Below are 18,435 nucleotides of genomic sequence, written 5' to 3'. Positions count from 1 at the left end.
GGGACGTTCGCCGCTGTAGTCCCCGAACACCCTATCGGTCGTATTCCACCCGATGTTGCAGCCACCGCGAACGGATTGCCGTCCCGGCGGCTCCACTCGCTAAGGTTCAGTCTCGTGACGACGCCTCCCGTGACCCGGCGATTCGGTCGACGGGCAACCCTGAAGAGGTCGTTCGGCCTGCTCAGCGACTTCCGGCACGAACAGACCGCGCCCGACCTGTTCTACGGCGCCCTCGCCCGCGACTCCGTCGAACTGATCGGCGACCTGTGGGGCGGTCTGACCGACGCGGATCTCACCGGCACGACGGTCCTCGACGTCGGCGGCGGCCCCGGCTACTTCGCGGACGTGTTCCAGCAGGCCGGCGCCCGGTACGTTCCCGTGGAACCGGATCCGTCCGAGATGCACGCCGCGGGGCTCGCGGTGGGCGGCGCCGTCCGTGGGTCGGGGCTGGCACTGCCGTTCCGGACGTCGTCGGTGGACATCTGCTTCTCGTCCAACGTCGCCGAGCACGTCAGCGAACCGTGGGCAATGGCGGAGGAGATGATCCGCGTGACGAAACCCGGCGGCCTGATGGTGCTGTCGTACACGTTGTGGTGGGGCCCGTTCGGCGGTCACGAGACCGGACCGTGGCATGCATTGGGCGGCGAGTACGCCGCCCGGCGTTACCTGCGCAGGAACGGCCGGGAACCCAAGAACCGCTACGGTGTGTCGCTGTTCAAAGTGGGTGCGGCCGAAGGACTTCGGTGGGCCCGGCGCACCCCGGGCGCAGAGTTGCTGGCCGCCTTCCCCCGCTATCACCCGCGTTGGGCGTGGTGGATGGTGCGCGTCCCCGGACTGCGGGAGTTCCTGGTGAGCAACCTCGTTCTCGTGATGCGAAAGCGCTGACCGTGGTCGCGCTGGCACTCGACATCGGTGGCACCAAGATCGCCGCCGGGATCGTCGGCGATGACGGCGCGGTGCCGCACCCCGTGACCACTCCCACGCCGGCGGCCGGAGTCGCGGACGCGTGCGCCGCCCTTCTGCGCGAGGTCGCGGGAAGCGCGAAGATCACGTCGGTCGGCATCGCCTGCGCCGGACCGGTCGACACAGTCGCCGGCACCGTGTCGCCCATCAACATCGAGGAGTGGGCGGGCGGATTCGGCCTGGTCGGCGCCGTGCAGGACCTCTTCCCCGGCGTCCCTGCGCGACTGGCCATGGACGGCGCCGCGGCCGCACTCGGCGAGCATCACCACGGAGCCGGTCGCGGCGCCCCCGACCTGCTGAGCCTCGTCGTGTCCACCGGCATCGGCGGCGGGGTGATCCTCGGCGGTCGCATCGCCACCGGCCGGACCGGCAACGCGGGACACATCGGCCACATGGTGGTTCCCGGCGGGACCGACCCGTGCACGTGCGGCGGGGTCGGGTGCCTGGAGACGGTCGCCAGCGGACCGTCGTCCGTGCGCTGGGCCCGCTCCCGCGGATGGCGCGGAACGACGGGCGTCGAATTGGCGCGGGCCGCCGCGGACGGTGACGAGGTCGCGGTGGCCGCCCTCGACCGCGCGGGGACCGCACTGGGGCAGGCGATCGCGTCGGCCGCGGCTCTGCTCGACGTCGATCTCGCGGTGATTGGCGGCGGATTCGCGCAGGCAGGGCCGCCGTTGTGGGACCCGATGCGCCGGGCCGCGGCCCGTCACGCCCAGTTGTCCTTCGTCGCCGATCTGCGCGTGGTGCCCGCGGAACTCGGCGCCTCGGGCACTCTCGTCGGGGCGGCAGTCCTGGCCGCCGGCGAGGGCTGACACAGCGGAATCTCCTCACCTGTTCCGAAATTCTGTAACGTGTTCTAGTGTTCAGGGTCACACCACGTTCAGGAGAGGAGGTGACCGTGAGCACGAGCGCAACCCGATCTGCCGACGACTCCGATCACCAATCCGAAGTTGCCAGGCCCAGTGACTCCCGTCGCGATCCGGAGGTGCTGCGGGAGGCGCTCCAACGCTGGCTCGCCGCGCAATTGCCCTCCGACGCCGCACCCGAGGTCACCCACGTCCATCTCCCCGACGCCAACGGCATGTCGAGCGAGACCATCCTGTTCGACGCCACCTGGTCGGGCGAGGTGCACCCGCTGGTCGCACGCGTCGCGCCCGCCGACACGACGATGCCCGTCTTCCCCGACTACGACCTCGACGGACAGTTCCAGGCGATGACGCAGGTCCGGGAACACTCTTCCGTCCCGGTCCCGGTCGTCTACTGGTCCGAGCCCGATCCCGGGCCGCTGGGCGCCCCGTTCTTCGTCATGGCCCGCGTCTCCGGGCAGGTTCCGCCGGACGTGATGCCCTACAACTTCGGGTCGTGGGTGACGGAGGCGACCGAGGAGCAGCGTGCACTGCTGCAGCACAGTGCCGTGAATGTGCTTGCGCAACTGCACGACATCGACCGGCCGTGGGAGCGGTTCGCGTTCCTGCGGCTGCCCGGCGCCGGCCCCACCGTCTCCGAGGCGCTCGCCGCGCACATCCGGCAGCAACGTGACTACTACGAATGGACGACCCGGTCCGGCCCCCGGTCCCCGCTCATCGAACGCGGCTTCGCGTGGATGGAGGAGAACCTCCCGGACGACTCCTCCCCCGCCGTCTTCTGCTGGGGTGACGCCCGCATCGGCAACATGATGTTCGAGGACTTCCGGCCGGTGGCCGTACTCGACTGGGAGATGGCCACGCTCGGGCCCCGCGAACTCGACCTGGGCTGGATGACATACCTGCACCGGTTCTTCGAGGACATCGCCGCGGCCGCCGGACTCGACGGGATGCCCGGCTTCCTGCGCCTCGACGACCTCGCCGCCCTGTACGAGGAACTGACGGGCCACGCGCCCCGCGATCTCGAGTACTACACCGCCTACGCGGCCCTGCGGCAGGCGACGATCATGCTGCGAATTCAGGAGCGCGCCATCCACTTCGGTCAGGCCGTCGCCCCCGAGGATCCGGACGACATGATCATGCACCGCGCCTCGCTCGAGGCGATGCTCGACGGCACGTACTGGGAGAAGATCCGATGACCGCCGACTACGCCGGAAACCCGCTGTCCCCGATGGACGACTACCCCATCCATCAGGTGGCCGAGCCCATCCGGCGGGTCGCGACGTCCGACCGCAACTTCTACGACCGCTACTACTTCAACTGCTATCCCTCGGCCGAGTCCGACCTGTTCCTCATCATCGGTCTCGGCCAGTACCCCAACCTCGGGGTCACGGACGCGTTCGCGGTGCTCCGCCGCGGCGACGACCACATCGTCGTCCGCGGGTCGGCGGCGCTGGGCCACGACCGCTCCGAGAGCACCGTCGGACCATTCCGGGTCGAGGTCCTCGAGGGGCTGCAGCGCCTGCGCGTGGTGCTCGCACCGGGCGATTACGACCTCTCCTTCGACCTCACCTTCGACGGCGCGATCCCCGCGACGCTCGAGCCCCGCCACTTCCGCAGGCAACTCGAGCGGGTCACGTTCGATACGAGCCGCTTCGTCCAGACCGGCACCTGGGCAGGCGAACTCACGATCGACGGGCAGAGCCGCCCCGTCACCCCCGACACCTGGCGCGGCAACCGCGACCGGTCGTGGGGAGTGCGCCCCGTCGGCGAGTCCGAGCCTCCCGGACGGCGGGCGGTCGACGGGATCCAGAACTTCTTCTGGATCTACTCGGTGATGCAGTTCGAGGACTACGCCGTCTCCGTCGTCCTGCAGGAGGACGAACTCGGCAGGCGCATCGTCGAGGAGGCCGTCCGCATCTGGCCGGACGCCGACCACGAACCCGAATGGCTGGGCCGACCCGAACACGAGCTGAAATTCGAGCCCGGGACGCGCGACGTCACGTCGGCGTCGCTGAGTTTCCACCGGCCGACCGGCGAGGTCGTCACCGTCACCTGCGACCTGCTGGTTCCCAACTACATCGGTATCGGAACCGGCTACGGACTCGAGGCCGACTGGCGTCACGGCATGTGGCAGGGCGAACTCGTGGTGCAGGGACTGCGCAAACGGGCGTCCGAGATCGAGCCGGGACTCCGGATGTTCTGCCCCGTCGACAATCTCACCCGATTCCGACTCGAGGACGGCGGCGAGACCGTAGTCGGGACCGGGCTGTTCGAGGTCGCGGCGATCGGGCCACACGCACGATACGGATTCGACAGTTTCACCGACACCGCCTCCTGACCGGGGGAACGACACGAGGAATGGACTCATGACCGACTACGACAAGCTCTACATCGGCGGCAAGTGGGTGGCCCCGGCCACCGACCAGGTGCTCGAAGTGTTCTCCCCGGCCACCGAGGAACGCGTCGGCAGCTGTCCCGTCGCGTCGCCTGCCGACATCGACGACGCCGTCGCCGTCGCCAGGCGGGCGTTCGACGAAGGTCCGTGGCCGCAGACCACTCCCGCGGAGCGCGGAGAGATCCTCGCGAAGGCGGCGAAGCTCATCGAGGAGCGCGGCGAGACCCTCAACGCGCTGATCTCGTCGGAGATGGGTCAGCCGCCCGCGATGGTCGGGATGATGCAGCAGACGCCGTCGCTCGCGACGCTGAACTTCTACGCCGGTCTCGCGAACGAATTCGAGTGGGAGCAGACCCGCACCGGCGTGTTCGGCCAGACGAAGGTGCTGCGGGAGCCGGTCGGTGTGGTGGCCGCGGTCCTCGCCTGGAACGTCCCACTGTTCCTGGCCGTCAACAAACTGTCCCCGGCGCTGCTCGCCGGCTGCACCGTGCTGCTGAAGCCGGCACCCGAATCCCCGCTCTCCACACACGTTCTCGCCGAGATCTTCGCCGAGGCCGGGGTCCCCGAGGGCGTCATCTCCGTTCTGCCCGGCGGCGCCGAGACCGGTGAATACCTGGTCTCGCATCCCGGCATCGACAAGATCACGTTCACCGGCAGCAGTCCCGTCGGCCGCAAGATCGGGGCCATCGCCGCGCAGAACCTCAAGCGCTGCTCCCTCGAACTGGGCGGCAAGTCGGCGGCCATCATCCTCGAGGACGCCGACCTCGCGTCCACGATGCCGATGCTGGTGATGTCCGGGCTGATGAACACCGGGCAGGCGTGCGTCGCGCAGACCCGGATCCTCGCCCCGCGGTCCCGCTACGACGAAGTGCTGGACGCCCTCGTCGCGGGTGCCGGATTCATGGCCGTCGGCGATCCGTCCGACCCGGCCGCGCAACTCGGGCCACTGATCTCCGAGAAGCAGCGCGACCGCGTCGAGGGGTACATCGCCAAGGGCAAGGAACAGGGTGCCCGCGTGGTGCTCGGCGGCGGCCGCCCGGAGGGCCTCGACAAGGGCTGGTACGTGGAGCCGACCATCTTCGCGGACGTCGACAACTCGATGACGATCGCCCGCGAGGAAATCTTCGGGCCCGTCCTCTCCGTGATCCCCTACGACTCCGAGGACGAGGCGATCAAGATCGCCAACGACTCCGACTACGGACTCGCCGGCTCGGTGTACACCACCGACATCGACCACGGACTCGCCGTCGCGAAGCAGATCCGCACCGGCACGTACGCCATCAACTGGTACGCATTCGATCCGGGATCACCGTTCGGCGGCTACAAGGCCTCCGGCATCGGCCGCGAGAACGGACCGGAAGGGCTCGAGGCGTTCTGCGAGACCAAGTCCGTCCTCATGCCGCCCGGCTACACGGGGTAGGCGGCTCCGCCGCCCGTGAGTGGTTGACGAGTCCAGAGACTCCTCAACCACTCACGGGCGCGAAGCGCCTAGCTGCCGAACTGGACCCCACCGAGCGGGCCGCCGACGAGGACGATCTGCGGCATCGTGGTCTGGGGATTGGCGACGGTGGTCAGCGACAGGCATTCGCCGAGGACCGCGTAGGCGCCGTCCGGAAGTTCCGGAGTGGTGAACGTCTTGACGGCGTCGCCCGTGGCGTTCGCGAGAACGCGTTCGATCGGGTTGGTGGCCCACGCGACGAATCCCGGTTCGAGAACGACGGTCGGGTCCGCGAGTACCGCGGGCAGCTTGGTGGCGTCGAATGCCACGGCGCCGCAGGACTGGGCGTCCAGCAGATTCAGGACGTTGGGGTTGGTGACGGTGATGTCGAGGGTGCTTCCGTCGACCGCGGTCACCACGGTGGGAGGCTGCACTTCCGTCGCTGCGGAAGCGGTCGCCGGCATGGTCATGGTTACGGTGGCGGCGGCTGCGGCAGCGAGTGCGGCCCCTCCGGCGAGTCGTTTCATGCCCCTGCTGGTCCCTGTCTGCATCTGCAATCCTTTCGTCGCGTGCGAGCTTCGAGAATCGAGGCTTTTACAAACCGAATGGTATGCGTTTACTGCAGAGACCTCCCCCGAAACGACGAATGTCACAGTGGTTCAGGCGAACTGAACCACTGTGACATTCGGTCACCGGGGAGGGACTAGCCCAGGCGCTGCTTCAGGGCCTCGAACTCGTCACGGATGCCGGAGGGCACCTTCTCGCCGAGGAACTCGAACCATTCCTCGATGAGCGGCAGCTCCTGCTTCCACTCGTCGACGTCGACCTTGAGCGCCTCGTCGACGTCGTTGCCGTTGACGTCCAGGCCGCCGAGCTCCAGATCGGCTGCGGTCGGAACGAATCCGATCGGGGTGGACTCGGCGCCGGCCTTGTGCTCGATGCGGTCGACGATCCACTTCAGCACGCGGGAGTTCTCGCCGAAACCGGGCCACAGGAAGCGGCCGTCTTCGCCGCGACGGAACCAGTTGACGTAGAAGATCTTCGGCAGCTTCTCGGAATCCGCGTGCTTGCCGAGGTTGATCCAGTGGTTCAGGTAGTCGCCGGCGTTGTAGCCGATGAACGGGATCATGGCCATCGGGTCGCGGCGGACGGTGCCCACGGCGCCCTCGGCGGCAGCGGTCTGCTCGGACGACAGCGTCGCACCGAGGAACGTGCCGTGCTGCCAGTCGAAGGACTCGCTGACCAGCGGAACCGTGGTCTTACGGCGTCCACCGAACAGGATCGCGGAGATCGGCACACCCTGCGGGTCGTCCCACTCGGGGGCGAGGATCGGGCACTGCGACATCGGGGTGCAGTAACGCGAGTTCGGGTGCGCGGCCTTCTCGTCCGACTCGGGCGTCCACTCGTTGCCCTTCCAGTCGACGAGGTGCTGCGGGTCTCCCTCGAGGCCCTCCCACCAGACGTCGCCGTCGTCGGTCTGCGCGACGTTCGTGTACAGCGAGTTGCCGGCCTCGAGCGTCTTCATCGCGTTCGGGTTCGACCCGTAGTTGGTGCCCGGCGCGACGCCGAAGAACCCATACTCCGGGTTGACGGCGTACAGGCGGCCGTCCTCACCGAAGCGCATCCACGCGATGTCGTCACCGAGGGTCTCGGCGCGCCATCCGGGGATGGTGGGCTGGATCATCGCGAGGTTGGTCTTACCGCAGGCGCTCGGGAACGCGGCCGCGATGTAGTACGGCTTGTCCTCCGGGGAGATCAGCTTGAGGATCAGCATGTGCTCGGCCAGCCAGCCCTCGTCGTGGGCCATCGCCGACGCGATGCGCAGCGAGTAGCACTTCTTGCCGAGCAGAGCGTTTCCGCCGTAGCCGGAACCGTAGCTCCAGATCTCGCGGTCCTCGGGGAAGTGGGTGATGTACTTGGTGTCGTTGCACGGCCACGGGACGTCGGCCTGACCCTCGGCGAGAGGTGCGCCGACCGAGTGCAGCGCCTTCACGAACGGCTTGTCCTTGCCTAGCTTCTCCATCGCGGCCGTGCCCATGCGCGTCATGATGCGCATGGAGACGACGACGTACTCGGAGTCGGTGATCTCGACACCCAGCTTCGGGTCGTCGGCCCCGAGCGGACCCATGCAGAACGGCACCACGTACATGGTGCGTCCGCGCATGCTGCCGCGGTAGAGGTCGGTCATGAGCGACCGCATCTCCGTCGGGTCCATCCAGTTGTTGGTGGGCCCGGCGTCGATCTCCTCCCGCGAGCAGATGTAGGTGCGGGACTCGACGCGTGCGACGTCCGACGGGTCCGAGTTGCCGACGAACGAATTCGGCTTCTTCTCGTCGTTGAGTCGCGTGAACGTGCCGGCCGCGACGAGCTGCTCGGTCAGTCGATCCCATTCTGCGTCCGAGCCGTCGGCGAAGACGACGCGGTCGGGCTGAGTGAGTTCGGCAACCTCTCGAACCCAGGCGAGCAGCTCACTGTGCTCCGTGGGGGGCGTGCCGTCAGTTCCGTTCAGACCGGGAATGGTCGCTGAGGTCATCAAACTCTCCTGGGGTGAGCCGGAACCGGACCATCTGCCGTCCGCTGAGAGAGCCTCGCAGCGTGTGCCAGACGGTCCGATTTCCCCTCTCGGCGGGGTCCAGCCAGGCCGTCCATGCCACATGGAAGACGCGGGCGCCGGGTGTCCTATCCCTAGAGGTTAACGCCGCGAGTCCCGTCTCGGGGAATCGGGTGCGGTTGGAATGGTCACAGAAACGATTCAGTAGCCCTGTCAGGAGCCTTTCCCGCGTCTGGAGTGCGGATTTCGGGGATGGTCAGCCGATACCGAGAGTCCCACCATCGGTCTGCTCCCAGTGCACGACGCCGTCGCCGTCGCGGTGAAACTCCCACGACGCGTAGTCGCCGTCCTCGTGGATCAACGTCAGATGGTCTGCGTCGCCGTCCGAGTCGAGGTCGGAGGCGATGACGACGGCATCGCCCGCGTCGAAGGTCTGTGTGTCGAGGACGCCGTCGCCGTCGATGTCGTGGGTGGGATCGGTGAGCGCGACCGGCCCGGAATCGTGGCCGAACGTGTTCGGATCGAGGTCCGGCACGTCCGGGACCAGAAAACTCTCAGTCGTCGCCACCGCGGTCTCCCTTCGTATTTCGGACCGGTTTCCCGCCCAAAACAAGACATATCAAGATAATTCAACACGATCCCACATAAAAACGGGCGAACATCGGTCGGGCACCTATGTATTCAGACGTTCGCCGCGCCGATTCGGTTCCCCGGCCGGCCTGCGGACCTCCTGCAGTCCCCGGTCGACCGCCGCGAGGTCGCGTTCGCACGACGACAACTGCCCGCTGCGTCGCGCGGCCAGCCGGCGGAGTTCACCGTCGATCCGGGCGACCCGCTCGTCCACCTCCCGGGCGGCGACCCTGCTCTCGGCGATGACCGCCTCACTCACCCGGGTCTCCGCCGCCAGCAACCGGGCGAGGACGAACTGCTCCCACTGCGACCGCACGTGCACCAGCGCCTCGGTCGCCCACTGCCGCACGTGGGCACGCTCGGCGACGTGCGCGCGCGACCGCGTCAGCCACCACGCCGCGACCGCGCCCAGCGCGAGGGTGAGCGGGATGGTCGCGATGTCGAGGGCGGGCACCATCGACAGCGGCGAGACCACCAGCCTGCCCAGACCGAGCCCGGCGGACGCACCGATCAGGATCGTCATCCGGTCTTCCAGTCCGCGGTGCCGCGGTTCGGGCCCTTCCGGCACCACCGGTTCCGCCAGCGGAGCGGCGGCCTCGGGATCGGAGACGGCGACGCCGGCACGCGACCGCAGGTCGTCGAGGCGCCCGGTCACCGCGGTGTCGACCGCACCGCTTCTCTCTCGCACGATCTCGGCCAGCCGGCCGGGATAGTCCGCAAGGGTCCCGCGGCCTGCGCGGTCGATCTCGGAACGCGCCGACGTTCCGGCCGCGCGGACCTGGGATGCCACCTCGTGCAGCAACTCGACCTTCGCGAGCTGGACTTGACCGCGGAGCTGGGCGACCCGTTCCGTGCGTCCGCCGTCGCGCAGCGTCAGCGCGCGAACCCGCTCGGCGCGCAGTTCCGCGCCGGGCTCGGTCTCCCGCACGGACCGGGCGGTGGCCGCGATCATCCGCCGGGTCTGCTCGAGCACCGCCTCGGCGGCGGGGCGCGAGTCGCGAACCTCGTCCCGGGTGGCCCTCAGGAGTGCCGCGAGCACCGCCTCCACCCCGGATCCGCCGGCCGCGACCGGGTGGATCTCCGCGTCGGCGAAACGCGCCGCGTGCCGGGCGAGCAGGGTCCGGTTGCGTTCGCGCACGCCCGCCCAGTCCCGGTGGAGATCGGTCTTGGTGAGCGCGAAGACCACGGGGCACGCCGGTCGCGCGACGACGTCGAGAACGGACAGCTCTTCCCGTCCGAGTGGTGCCGACGCGTCGAGCACCATCAGAACCACCCCGGCGTCGAGCGGATCCTCCACGAATGCGAGCGCGGGCGCGTCGAGCGCGCGGAGCCGGCGCACGAGAGTGGTCTTGCCTGCGCGCCGCGGCCCCGCCACGAGGACACCTCGCTGCGCGGGTCCCCCGGACTTCAGCCGGGCGACGGCGTCCGGGTTCCATCGCGCCACCACGTCGACGGTCTCGGCGGGCAGATCGGACAACTGCGGTGTCGTCACGTTCCGGGGCTGCCGCTCAGCTGCCGTCCGACGCGAACGTAGTGGCGCCGGATGTCGACGACCGCCCGGCGCCTGCGGGCCGTCGGCTGGCGGGCGAGTTGCGCCTGCCACCAGTCCGCGCACCGGCCGGCGTCCGCGGCGGTGCGCGGCGGTTCCGGCTCGTCCGCGATGCAGTCGGCGAGGTGGAGCCGGGCCGCGGCGGCGCCGAGAGCAACCGCGTGGTCGCCGGCGAGGTACCGCTCCAGCACGTCGCGGGACGCGAGGCTGCGCGCGGCCTGCGACCGCAGCATGTTCAGCAGGATCTCACCGCGGTGCGCCCGGACTCGTGCGACCCGGTCGGCGACCGCGGCCGACACCGCACCGATCCCGGACTCCGAGGACGTCCCCGCGGTCGCGAGCGTGCCGATCAACGGCAGAGCCGGGAGGCCGCCCTCGTCCGAGCATTCGGCAGCCCGCGCGGTCGCCGTCGCCCAGGCGTCGGCGGGCACTCGCGACGCGCCCACCGTGTCCGCCTTGTTGAGGACGAACAGGGCCTGCGCCGGGTCCAGGTTCCGCACGGCGTCCCGGTCGGCGTCGCGCACCGCTTCGACGAGGACGTAGACCACGACGTCGCCGTCCAGCACCGGGTCGGGAGCGCCCGGCACGTCGACGGCGTCCGATTCCTCCACGACCGCGCCGTCGATGCCACCGGCGGTCAGCGCGGCGGCCACGGTCGACCTGCCCACACCCGCCCGACCGGCGGTCTGAACCCGGACAGGCGCCCGAAACGCCGCGACGGCGGCGCGCACCCGGTCGCCGCCGGCCTCGTCCAGTGCCGCTACTTCTGCGGCGAGATCCGTCAGTATTCCGCCCCCGGCATCTGCAGTGCCCATGACGCAGTCACCCCCCCTTCGTCCCGCGCCGATTCTGTCAGACTCGCCCCGAATCGGCGTGGGCAACCGTGCAGGCTGGGCACCGGATTACCGAAAAAGTCTCAAGGTGAACTTCAGACCCGTATGCCAGAAACGCCCCTCATGCGTGACAATGGTCCGGTGAACCACGCTGATCAGGATGCACCCGCCGTCCCCGAGGAGGGGCAGACGAAGGACTCGAAGGGGTCCCGTCTCCACCCGAGGGTGACAAGTTTCCGCTCGCGCAGGGGCGCCCTGACCGCCGCCCAGCAGGAGTCGTGGGACCGGCAGTGGCCCGTGATCGGCGCCGACGTCTCGGACAATCGCCTGGACGCGCCGTCGTGGTTCGGCAGGGACGCGCCCCTGATCCTCGAGATCGGCTCGGGCACGGGTACCGCCACCGCGGCGATGGCGAAGGCCGAACCGCACGTGAACCTCGTGGCCGTCGAGGTCTACCGGCCCGGGCTCGCACAGTTGATTCAACAGATCGAACGGGACGAGATCCCGAACATCCGGGTCCTGCGCGGCGACGCCATGGATGTCCTGGAGAACATGATCGAACCGGAATCGCTCACCGGAGTCCGTGTCTTCTTCCCGGATCCGTGGCCGAAGGCCCGCCATCACAAGCGGCGCCTGCTGCAGGCCCCCACTTTCGCCCTGATCGCGAGCAGGTTGAAAGCCGGCGGTGTGTTGCATGTCGCAACAGATCACGCCGAGTACGCCGAGGCCATCGCCGAGGCAGGCAACGCGGAACCCCTCCTGACCTCCCTCGACTGGGAATCACCCATGACGCACGAGCGTCCGGTGACGAAGTTCGAAGACAAGGCCCACCAGGTCGGCAGTGCGATCACCGAGTTGATTTGGGGGAAGATCAGGTCATGAGCGTCAGCGAGCAGTACACCGACACAGCCGGCACCGCCCCGGCAGGCACCGCAGTGTCGTCAGGATCTCCCGCGGTGGGTGCACGTGACGGGCGCCACCAGAAGCGGGTCCTTCTCGTCTGGGACGCACCCAACCTCGACATGGGTCTCGGCGCCATCCTCGGCGGCAGGCCCACGGCCGCCTACCGGCCACGATTCGACGCACTCGGCCGCTGGTTGCTCTCCCGGACCGCGGAACTGTCCGCGTCCGGCACCGACACACTCGAACCCGAGGCAACGGTCTTCACCAACATCGCGGCTGGCAGCGCCGATGTCGTGAGACCGTGGGTCGAAGCCTTGCGTAATGTGGGATTCGCGGTGTTCGCCAAGCCGAAGATCGATGAGGACAGCGACGTCGACTCCGACATGCTGGACCACATCGCGCTTCGTCACGGCGAGGGGCTGGCCGGTGTCATGGTCGCCTCCGCCGACGGTCAAGCATTTCGCGAACCGTTGGAGGACATCGCCGCGACCGGCATTCCGGTCCAGATACTCGGGTTCCGCGAGCACGCCAGCTGGGCGGTCGCGTCCGACCTTCTGGACTTCGTCGATCTCGAGGACATCCCCGGCGTGTTCCGGGAGCCACTGCCTCGGGTCAGCCTCGACACACTGCCCGACGAGGGTGCCTGGTTGCAGCCGTTCCGACCGCTTTCCGCCCTGCTCGTCGGGCGGAAGAGTGCTGCCGAGTAGGAGTTGATCTGTGTTCGCGAGCTGGGGAAGCGTCGTCTACCGGGCCCGATTCACCGTCATCGGCATCATGGTTGCCTTGTTGCTCGGTTCGGCCGCGTACGGCCTGGGCCTCGAGAAGCATCTCAGCCAGAGCGGCTGGGACGATCCGGGCTCGGAGTCGGTCGCCGCGGCCAAGCTGGCTGACGGCACCTTCGGCCGCGACACCAACAGCGACGTCGTCGCGCTCTATACGGCGCCCGAGGGCAAGACGATCGAGGACCCCGAGTTCCAGGCGAAGGTCGTCGCGAACCTCGAGCGTCTGGCCGCGGAACACCCGGACAAGATCCTCAAGATCAACGGCGGCTATTTCAAGGTCGGCACCGCACCGCAGCTGGCGTCCGCCGCGGACGCCGACAAGCAGCACGCGATCGAGAGCGTCGCGATCGTCGGCGACAACGACACCGAGGTCACGGCCAATTTCCGCGACGTCAAGGACGAGTTCTACATCGACGGCGTCGACGTGCAACTCGCCGGTCTCCAGCCCGTGTCGGGTGCGCTCAACGACACGATGGCCACGGACATCCGGCGGATGGAGCTCCTCGCGATCCCGGCCGTGGGTGTGCTGCTGTTCTTCGTGTTCGGTGGTGTCATCGCGGCGGCGCTGCCGCTGATCATCGGTGGCCTGACCGTGGTCGGCGCCAACGGCATCGTCCGTCTGATCACCAACTTCACCGAGGTCAACTCGTTCGTCGCGCCCGTGGTCTCCCTCGTGGGGCTGGGCCTGGCCATCGACTACGGGTTGTTCATCGTCAGCCGGTTCCGAGAAGAGATGGCGGAGGGGTACGACACCCGCGCCGCCGTCCGCAGAACGGTGATGACCTCGGGCCGCACCGTGGTCTTCTCGGCGACGATGATCGTCGCCAGCCTCGGCGGACTGCTGCTGTTCCCGCAGGGCTTCCTGAAATCCGTCGCCTACGGCGCCATCGCGACCGTCGGCCTCGCCGCCCTGACGTCGATCACGATCCTGCCCGCGATCCTCGGCATCCTCGGCAAGCGCGTCGACGCCCTCAGCCTCGACCGTTTCCGTCAGACCAAGAACACCGAAGAGATCGAGGCGAGCATCTGGGGCCGGCTCACCCGCTGGGTGATGCGCAACCCGCTCAAGGTCACCATTCCGATCGTCGTCGGCCTGCTCCTGCTGATCGTGCCGCTGACGGGCATCAAGTTCGGTGGCATCAACGAGACCTACCTGCCCCCGGACAGCACGACCCGCGCCGCGCAGGAACAGTTCGACGAGATCTTCCCGAACCTGCGCACCGAACCGGTCAAGCTCGTGGTGTCCGACGCCGACAACAAGGCGCTCGGCCAGATCATCAAGGAAGCCAGTGGCGCGCCGGGTCTGATCGAGCGGTTCACCCCGGAGGGCGCGGCCAAGGACGGGGTGGTTGTCCTCAAGGCGGGTCTCGTCGACCGCAACGAGTCCAAGCCGACCATCGACTATCTGCGTGCCATGGACAGTCCGGACGGCGTGCAAGTGCTGGTGGGCGGCACCCCGGCGATCGAACAGGACAGTATCTCCGCGCTGCTCGACCACCTGCCCACGATGGTGATCTCCGTCCTCTTCCTGACGACGTTGCTGATGTTCCTGACGTTCGGCTCGCTGGTGCTGCCGATCAAGGCGGCGTTGATGAGCGCGCTGGGCCTCGGGTCCACCCTGGGCATCCTGACGTGGATCTTCATCGACGGTCACGGTTCGGAGTGGCTGAACTTCACCCCCGGACCGATCATGTCGCCGGTGCTGGTGCTGATCATCGCGATCGTCTACGGCCTGTCCACCGACTACGAGGTGTTCCTGCTCTCCCGCATGGTGGAGGCGCGGGCGCAGGGGGCCAGTACGACGGAGTCGATCCGCATCGGCACCGCGCACACGGGCCGCATCATCACGGCGGCCGCGCTCATCCTCATCGTCGTCACCGGCGCGTTCGGGTTCTCCGAACTCGTGATGATGAAATACATCTCCTACGGCATGATCGCCGCGCTCATCATCGACGCGACCCTCATCCGCATGTTCCTCGTCCCCGCCACGATGAAGCTGCTCGGCGACGACTGCTGGTGGGCGCCGGCGTGGATGAAGCGGATCCAGGAGAAGACGGGCCTCGGTGAGCCCATCCTCGACAACGAGCTGATGCCCACCGACGTCCCGGAGCTCACTCCGATCGGTGCCGTTCCGCCGCAGCGCAAGCTCGCGGCGCCGCCCGCACCCCGGAAACCGGAACCGCTCACCGAGCCGATCCCGCTGGTGACCGCGCGGGCGCTGGCCGCAAAGATGTCCGAGGACGACGCGAAGGCGCGCAGGGCACAGGACGAGGCCCGGCGGTCGGCGACCGGCCGACCGGCCCGGCCGCCGGTGGAGATCGAGGAGCCGCCCGCGGAACCGCAGACCACCGCGCTGCCGCAGCCTGCTGCGCCGCGTCCGGCCCCCACGCAGTCCCGTCCCGCGCCGGCGCCGGCGCCGCGCCCCGCACCGCAATCGCGTCCCGCTCCCCGGCCCCGCCCGGCGGCGGCCCCCGCCCCGGGTCCGGCCACCGAGTCGCGTCCCATCGAGAGCTGGCTCGCCGACCTCCGGTCGACGTCGGCCGCCGAACCGCGGCCGATCTCCTCGCCTGCCGAACCGCGACCGAGCGCGTCGGCGCCGTCACTGCCCACGCGGTCGCCGCGCTCGGTGCCGGCACCGTACGAGCAGGAGACCCCCCAGTCGTCTCCTGCCCGCCCGGTGCCGCCGATCCCGTCCCGGCGTCGCGCCGCCGAGCCTGCGGAACCGGTGAACGGCAGGCGCACCAACGGCGCGCCTGCCAACGGGAGCCCGGCCAACGGTGCCCCGGCCAACGGCTCGCGCCGCCGCGCCGAGGAGCCGCCCGTCGATCCGGACGACGCCTCGAGCGGCAGGCACCGCGCGGACGACGGCAACGCCGTCAGCGTCAGCGAACTCATCGCTCGGCAGAACCGGCGCTGACGGAGCCGTTCGGCGTTCCCCGCCCGGCCTCCCGCTCCGCGAATTCACGCGCGTAGCGGGTGCCGGCGAGGAGCAGCAGCAGGCCCACCACCAGGAACGCGAGGACGCGGAACAGCCCGTCGAGGGTGGCCAGGTCGAACAGGAACAGTTTGGCCAGCGCCGCGGCGGTCAGCCCCAGTCCGACGCCGAGCGCGGTGTGGGCGTAGTCGCGGCGGGCCAGTCCGAACACCAGGGCGGCCGTCGCCGCCGCCATCCACGCGATGGTCGCGGCGCAGTGTCCGGCGATGAAGCCTGCGGACGTCCCGGTGAGCGCCGTCCCCGCGGACACCGTCGCGGTGGTGACGGCGTACAGGATCACCAGGCCGGCGAGCACCCACCACGGCTGGGCGTCGGCGGTGCTCAGCAGCTTCAGTGTGTGCGCGTACCAGACGAACAGGAAGACCGTTCCCGCGAGCACCAGCGACGACAGCACCGTGGTCACCCCGAGCGCGTCGAGCGCGCGGTACTCGTCGACGAGGACGAACGGCGGCGCGGCGATCGCGAAGGCAAGCCCGCCCACGACGGTGAAGACGGCACCGACGGCGTATGCGATCCGTGACTCCGCCTGCCCGCCCACGGTGAGGAACAGTGCCGCCACCCCGAGCAGGACGAGCGGTGCGAGGTCTTCGCTCGACCCGAGAAGGCAGGCTTCGAGCAGCGCGAGGGTACCCACGCCGGCGAGCGCGATCCGGGCATGGTTCGGCAACGACCGGGCCACGGCGAACGCGGCGAACATCGCGGCGGCCAGTGCCAGCGCGATCAGCGTGGACCCGAGCCGGTCGAAGAGGTGACCGATCACCAGCGTCGGGACGGCCGTCGTGACGATCATCGCGGTCGCGGTGACGTCGCGAGAGTTGCTGCGCAGCAGGATGATCGACGACACGAGCCCGACGAGGGCAACCAGTGCGGCGGAGGCCAGCAGCCAGAACCGTTCCGGCCGGTCGTAGAGTCCGGTATTCGCGATCGCGATCACCAGTGCGATCACCACCGGGCACGTCCTCGCGATCGCCAGGTACAGCCAGTCGCGACCGAGTTGCGCCGGGAAGCTCGCGACCTGGATCACGAACAGGAACCCGATCAGGGTGAGCGTGATGCCGTCGGTGAGCACGGGCGCGAGCACGGCGGCCCCGGTCACCACGAGCAGGGCGAGGGGTTGCGAATCCCACCTGACCGCCAGTGCGACACCGGCTCCCGCGATCCCGAGCGCCACGACCATCGCGAGCACCGGCAGCAGCCAGTGATAGACGACCGCCACGGCCACGACGTCCAGGTAGGCGCCGGCGATACCCGTTGCCGCGAGCGCGATCCCGCCGACCCGGCCGCCGGGACGTCCGAAGACGCGGGCACCGGCGACGACGAGACCGACCGAGAACAGCCCGCCCGCCACCACCCGCAGTTCCGGGCCGAAGAACCCGGCCTGCGCCGCCAGCACGAGCAGCATCACCACACCGATCAGGGTGACGGCGACACCCGCGACGGCGAGGACGCGGCTGATCATCCCGTCGCGCTGCCACCAGGGTTCGCGAACCACCCGGGGCCGCGGCACGGGTGGTGGTGCGGGCCGGTACGGGGCGGCCGGTGCGGGCGGCGGAGGTGCCGGGGCAGTCTGCGGCACCGGTGGCCGGTACATCGGCTGCGGCACGGGCTGGGGTTGGGGCTGGGGCCGCGGGACGCTCGCGAGTTGCGCCTGCAGGACGGCGAGGTTCTCACCCACGTGACGCATCTGCTGACCGAGCGCCGAGAAGTCGCCGGACAGCTGCGCGACGAGCCGGGGGTCGACCGAAGGAATACCAGGTGTGGACATGGATCAATCGTCCTGCGGCGACGGCACCCACACATGAGTAGGCCTACTCGAGAGACCTGCGTCGAGCTACCCGAACATGCGGCGGATCGACGTACCGAAAGGGTGTTTGGCGGTCACGTTCCCGAACCTGACCTTGCCCCGGACGACGAGGTGCAGCGGGCCGATGGGAGGGCCGGTCCGCACCTTGTTGGTCGCGGAACCACCGACCGTTTCGACGCCGTTGAGGTCGACCGTCGCCTCTTCCGGCACGACCAGCGAGATCGTGCTCGCGTAGTCGTCGATCGTCACGTGCACCACCTGCGTGGCCATGACGGCCCGCGTGAAGTCGAGCGTCACCGTCGACAGCCGGGTGTTCACCTCGAGGGCGGGGGGAACGTTCCACGAGCCGGTGCGGCTGACCGACGACATCCGGCCGCGGACGACGTCACCCGGCGGCGGCGCGGGCGGCCGGTGCACGGTCGGCGGAACCGGCGGCGCCGGGCGGGACACGTACGGCTGGTCGGGGTACGGCGGCGGCGTGAACTCGGAGATCAACTGGATTCCCGGCAGATCCACCAGGACGACGTTCAGCTCCGCGCGCGTCTTCGCGGCGAGTGCCGTGTCCATCCGTTCGGTGAACTCCCCGAGCGAGAGCATCCCCTGGCCCACCGCCCGCTGCAGCAGTTCGCCGACGTGTTCCCGTTCCGCATCCGATACGCGTAGGTCCCGTGCCTCCATACCGACCAGGCTAGCGCCCGTGAGTATTTGTTAACCGCCGGACGTTAA

15 protein-coding genes are annotated in these 18,435 nt (G+C 69.2%); 8 read left to right on the top strand and 7 right to left on the bottom strand.

Going from position 1 to position 18,435, the window contains the following annotated elements; genetic code table 11:
- Positions 1-129: 129 nt before the first annotated feature.
- From JWS14_RS28425 to JWS14_RS28405, 5 genes are all read left to right on the top strand, one after another.
- Positions 130-885, top strand: coding sequence for a class I SAM-dependent methyltransferase (locus JWS14_RS28425; protein ID WP_206016207.1), 756 nt, complete (start codon positions 130-132; stop codon positions 883-885).
- A gap of 2 nt (positions 886-887) precedes the next feature.
- Positions 888-1,775 (top strand): ROK family protein, encoded by an 888-nt coding sequence (locus JWS14_RS28420; RefSeq protein WP_206014905.1) that lies wholly within the window; start codon positions 888-890, stop codon positions 1,773-1,775.
- A gap of 80 nt (positions 1,776-1,855) precedes the next feature.
- Positions 1,856-3,025 (top strand): phosphotransferase family protein, encoded by a 1,170-nt coding sequence (locus JWS14_RS28415; protein WP_206014904.1) that lies wholly within the window; start codon positions 1,856-1,858, stop codon positions 3,023-3,025.
- Complete coding sequence (locus JWS14_RS28410; protein ID WP_095863466.1) at positions 3,022-4,167, top strand: Rv3169 family protein; 1,146 nt, start codon at positions 3,022-3,024, stop codon at positions 4,165-4,167. Before JWS14_RS28415 ends, JWS14_RS28410 begins: the two co-directional genes overlap by 4 nt.
- Before the next feature lie 28 nt (positions 4,168-4,195).
- Positions 4,196-5,644: an aldehyde dehydrogenase gene (locus JWS14_RS28405; RefSeq protein WP_072947526.1), complete on the top strand. Its 1,449-nt coding sequence runs from the start codon at positions 4,196-4,198 to the stop codon at positions 5,642-5,644.
- A 68-nt stretch (positions 5,645-5,712) separates the two neighbouring features.
- Here JWS14_RS28405 and JWS14_RS28400 read toward each other — a convergent pair whose 3' ends face one another.
- The 5 genes from JWS14_RS28400 to JWS14_RS28380 form a co-directional block, all read right to left on the bottom strand.
- Positions 5,713-6,213 carry a hypothetical protein gene (locus JWS14_RS28400; protein ID WP_241031483.1) on the bottom strand — a complete coding sequence of 167 codons (501 nt, stop codon included), beginning with the start codon at positions 6,211-6,213 and terminating at the stop codon, positions 5,713-5,715.
- Positions 6,214-6,365: 152 nt separating this feature from the next.
- Entirely contained in the window at positions 6,366-8,195 is a 1,830-nt protein-coding gene (locus JWS14_RS28395; RefSeq protein ID WP_072947528.1) for a phosphoenolpyruvate carboxykinase (GTP), read from the bottom strand.
- Positions 8,196-8,469: 274 nt separating this feature from the next.
- On the bottom strand, positions 8,470-8,781 hold the full coding sequence (locus tag JWS14_RS28390) for a DUF6802 family protein (RefSeq protein ID WP_095863464.1): 312 nt from the start codon (positions 8,779-8,781) through the stop codon (positions 8,470-8,472).
- Between the two features lie 105 nt (positions 8,782-8,886).
- Positions 8,887-10,335, bottom strand: a complete 1,449-nt coding sequence (locus JWS14_RS28385) for a GTPase Era family protein (RefSeq protein WP_206014903.1) — start codon at positions 10,333-10,335, stop codon at positions 8,887-8,889.
- A complete protein-coding gene (locus JWS14_RS28380) occupies positions 10,332-11,207 on the bottom strand; it encodes a hypothetical protein (RefSeq protein ID WP_206014902.1) in 876 nt (291 codons plus the stop codon). Before JWS14_RS28380 ends, JWS14_RS28385 begins: the two co-directional genes overlap by 4 nt.
- A gap of 123 nt (positions 11,208-11,330) precedes the next feature.
- Between JWS14_RS28380 and trmB the strand changes: the two genes are divergently transcribed.
- Genes trmB through JWS14_RS28365 form a run of 3 tightly spaced genes read left to right on the top strand, consistent with a single transcriptional unit; the run spans position 11,331 to position 15,827 of the window.
- On the top strand, positions 11,331-12,107 hold the full coding sequence (trmB, locus tag JWS14_RS28375) for a tRNA (guanosine(46)-N7)-methyltransferase TrmB (RefSeq protein WP_174705561.1): 777 nt from the start codon (positions 11,331-11,333) through the stop codon (positions 12,105-12,107).
- Positions 12,104-12,835 carry an NYN domain-containing protein gene (locus tag JWS14_RS28370; protein WP_072947533.1) on the top strand — a complete coding sequence of 244 codons (732 nt, stop codon included), beginning with the start codon at positions 12,104-12,106 and terminating at the stop codon, positions 12,833-12,835. The genes trmB and JWS14_RS28370 overlap by 4 nt, the downstream gene beginning before the upstream one ends.
- Before the next feature lie 10 nt (positions 12,836-12,845).
- The gene (locus JWS14_RS28365; RefSeq protein WP_206014901.1) at positions 12,846-15,827 is read left to right on the top strand and encodes an MMPL family transporter; all 2,982 of its coding nucleotides are present in this window, start codon (positions 12,846-12,848) and stop codon (positions 15,825-15,827) included.
- Here JWS14_RS28365 and JWS14_RS28360 read toward each other — a convergent pair.
- Both JWS14_RS28360 and JWS14_RS28355 read right to left on the bottom strand, forming a co-directional pair.
- The gene (locus tag JWS14_RS28360; RefSeq protein ID WP_206014900.1) at positions 15,802-17,670 is read right to left on the bottom strand and encodes a DUF2339 domain-containing protein; all 1,869 of its coding nucleotides are present in this window, start codon (positions 17,668-17,670) and stop codon (positions 15,802-15,804) included. The two genes, JWS14_RS28365 and JWS14_RS28360, sit on opposite strands and share 26 nt — an antisense overlap.
- A gap of 66 nt (positions 17,671-17,736) precedes the next feature.
- Complete coding sequence (locus JWS14_RS28355) at positions 17,737-18,387, bottom strand: DUF1707 SHOCT-like domain-containing protein (protein ID WP_206014899.1); 651 nt, start codon at positions 18,385-18,387, stop codon at positions 17,737-17,739.
- Between the last annotated feature and the right edge of the window lie 48 nt (positions 18,388-18,435).

The sequence above is a fragment of the Rhodococcus koreensis genome (assembly GCF_017068375.1).
GTDB lineage: Bacteria > Actinomycetota > Actinomycetes > Mycobacteriales > Mycobacteriaceae > Rhodococcus_F > Rhodococcus_F koreensis.
Note: the sequence above shows the minus strand (reverse complement) of the source record. Positions and strands in the feature narration are given on the sequence as shown.

Excerpts from the sequence above, each read along its gene's own strand:
- JWS14_RS28410 (WP_095863466.1), top strand. The coding sequence starts at position 3,022 with ATGACCGCCGACTACGCCGGAAACCCGCTGTCCCCGATGGACGACTAC.
- JWS14_RS28395 (WP_072947528.1), bottom strand. The coding sequence starts at position 8,195 with ATGACCTCAGCGACCATTCCCGGTCTGAACGGAACTGACGGCACGCCC.
- JWS14_RS28355 (WP_206014899.1), bottom strand. The coding sequence starts at position 18,387 with ATGGAGGCACGGGACCTACGCGTATCGGATGCGGAACGGGAACACGTC.
- trmB (WP_174705561.1), top strand. The coding sequence starts at position 11,331 with ATGCCAGAAACGCCCCTCATGCGTGACAATGGTCCGGTGAACCACGCT.
- JWS14_RS28405 (WP_072947526.1), top strand. The coding sequence starts at position 4,196 with ATGACCGACTACGACAAGCTCTACATCGGCGGCAAGTGGGTGGCCCCG.
- JWS14_RS28400 (WP_241031483.1), bottom strand. The coding sequence starts at position 6,213 with ATGCAGACAGGGACCAGCAGGGGCATGAAACGACTCGCCGGAGGGGCC.
- JWS14_RS28360 (WP_206014900.1), bottom strand. The coding sequence starts at position 17,670 with ATGTCCACACCTGGTATTCCTTCGGTCGACCCCCGGCTCGTCGCGCAG.
- JWS14_RS28380 (WP_206014902.1), bottom strand. The coding sequence starts at position 11,207 with ATGGGCACTGCAGATGCCGGGGGCGGAATACTGACGGATCTCGCCGCA.
- JWS14_RS28370 (WP_072947533.1), top strand. The coding sequence starts at position 12,104 with ATGAGCGTCAGCGAGCAGTACACCGACACAGCCGGCACCGCCCCGGCA.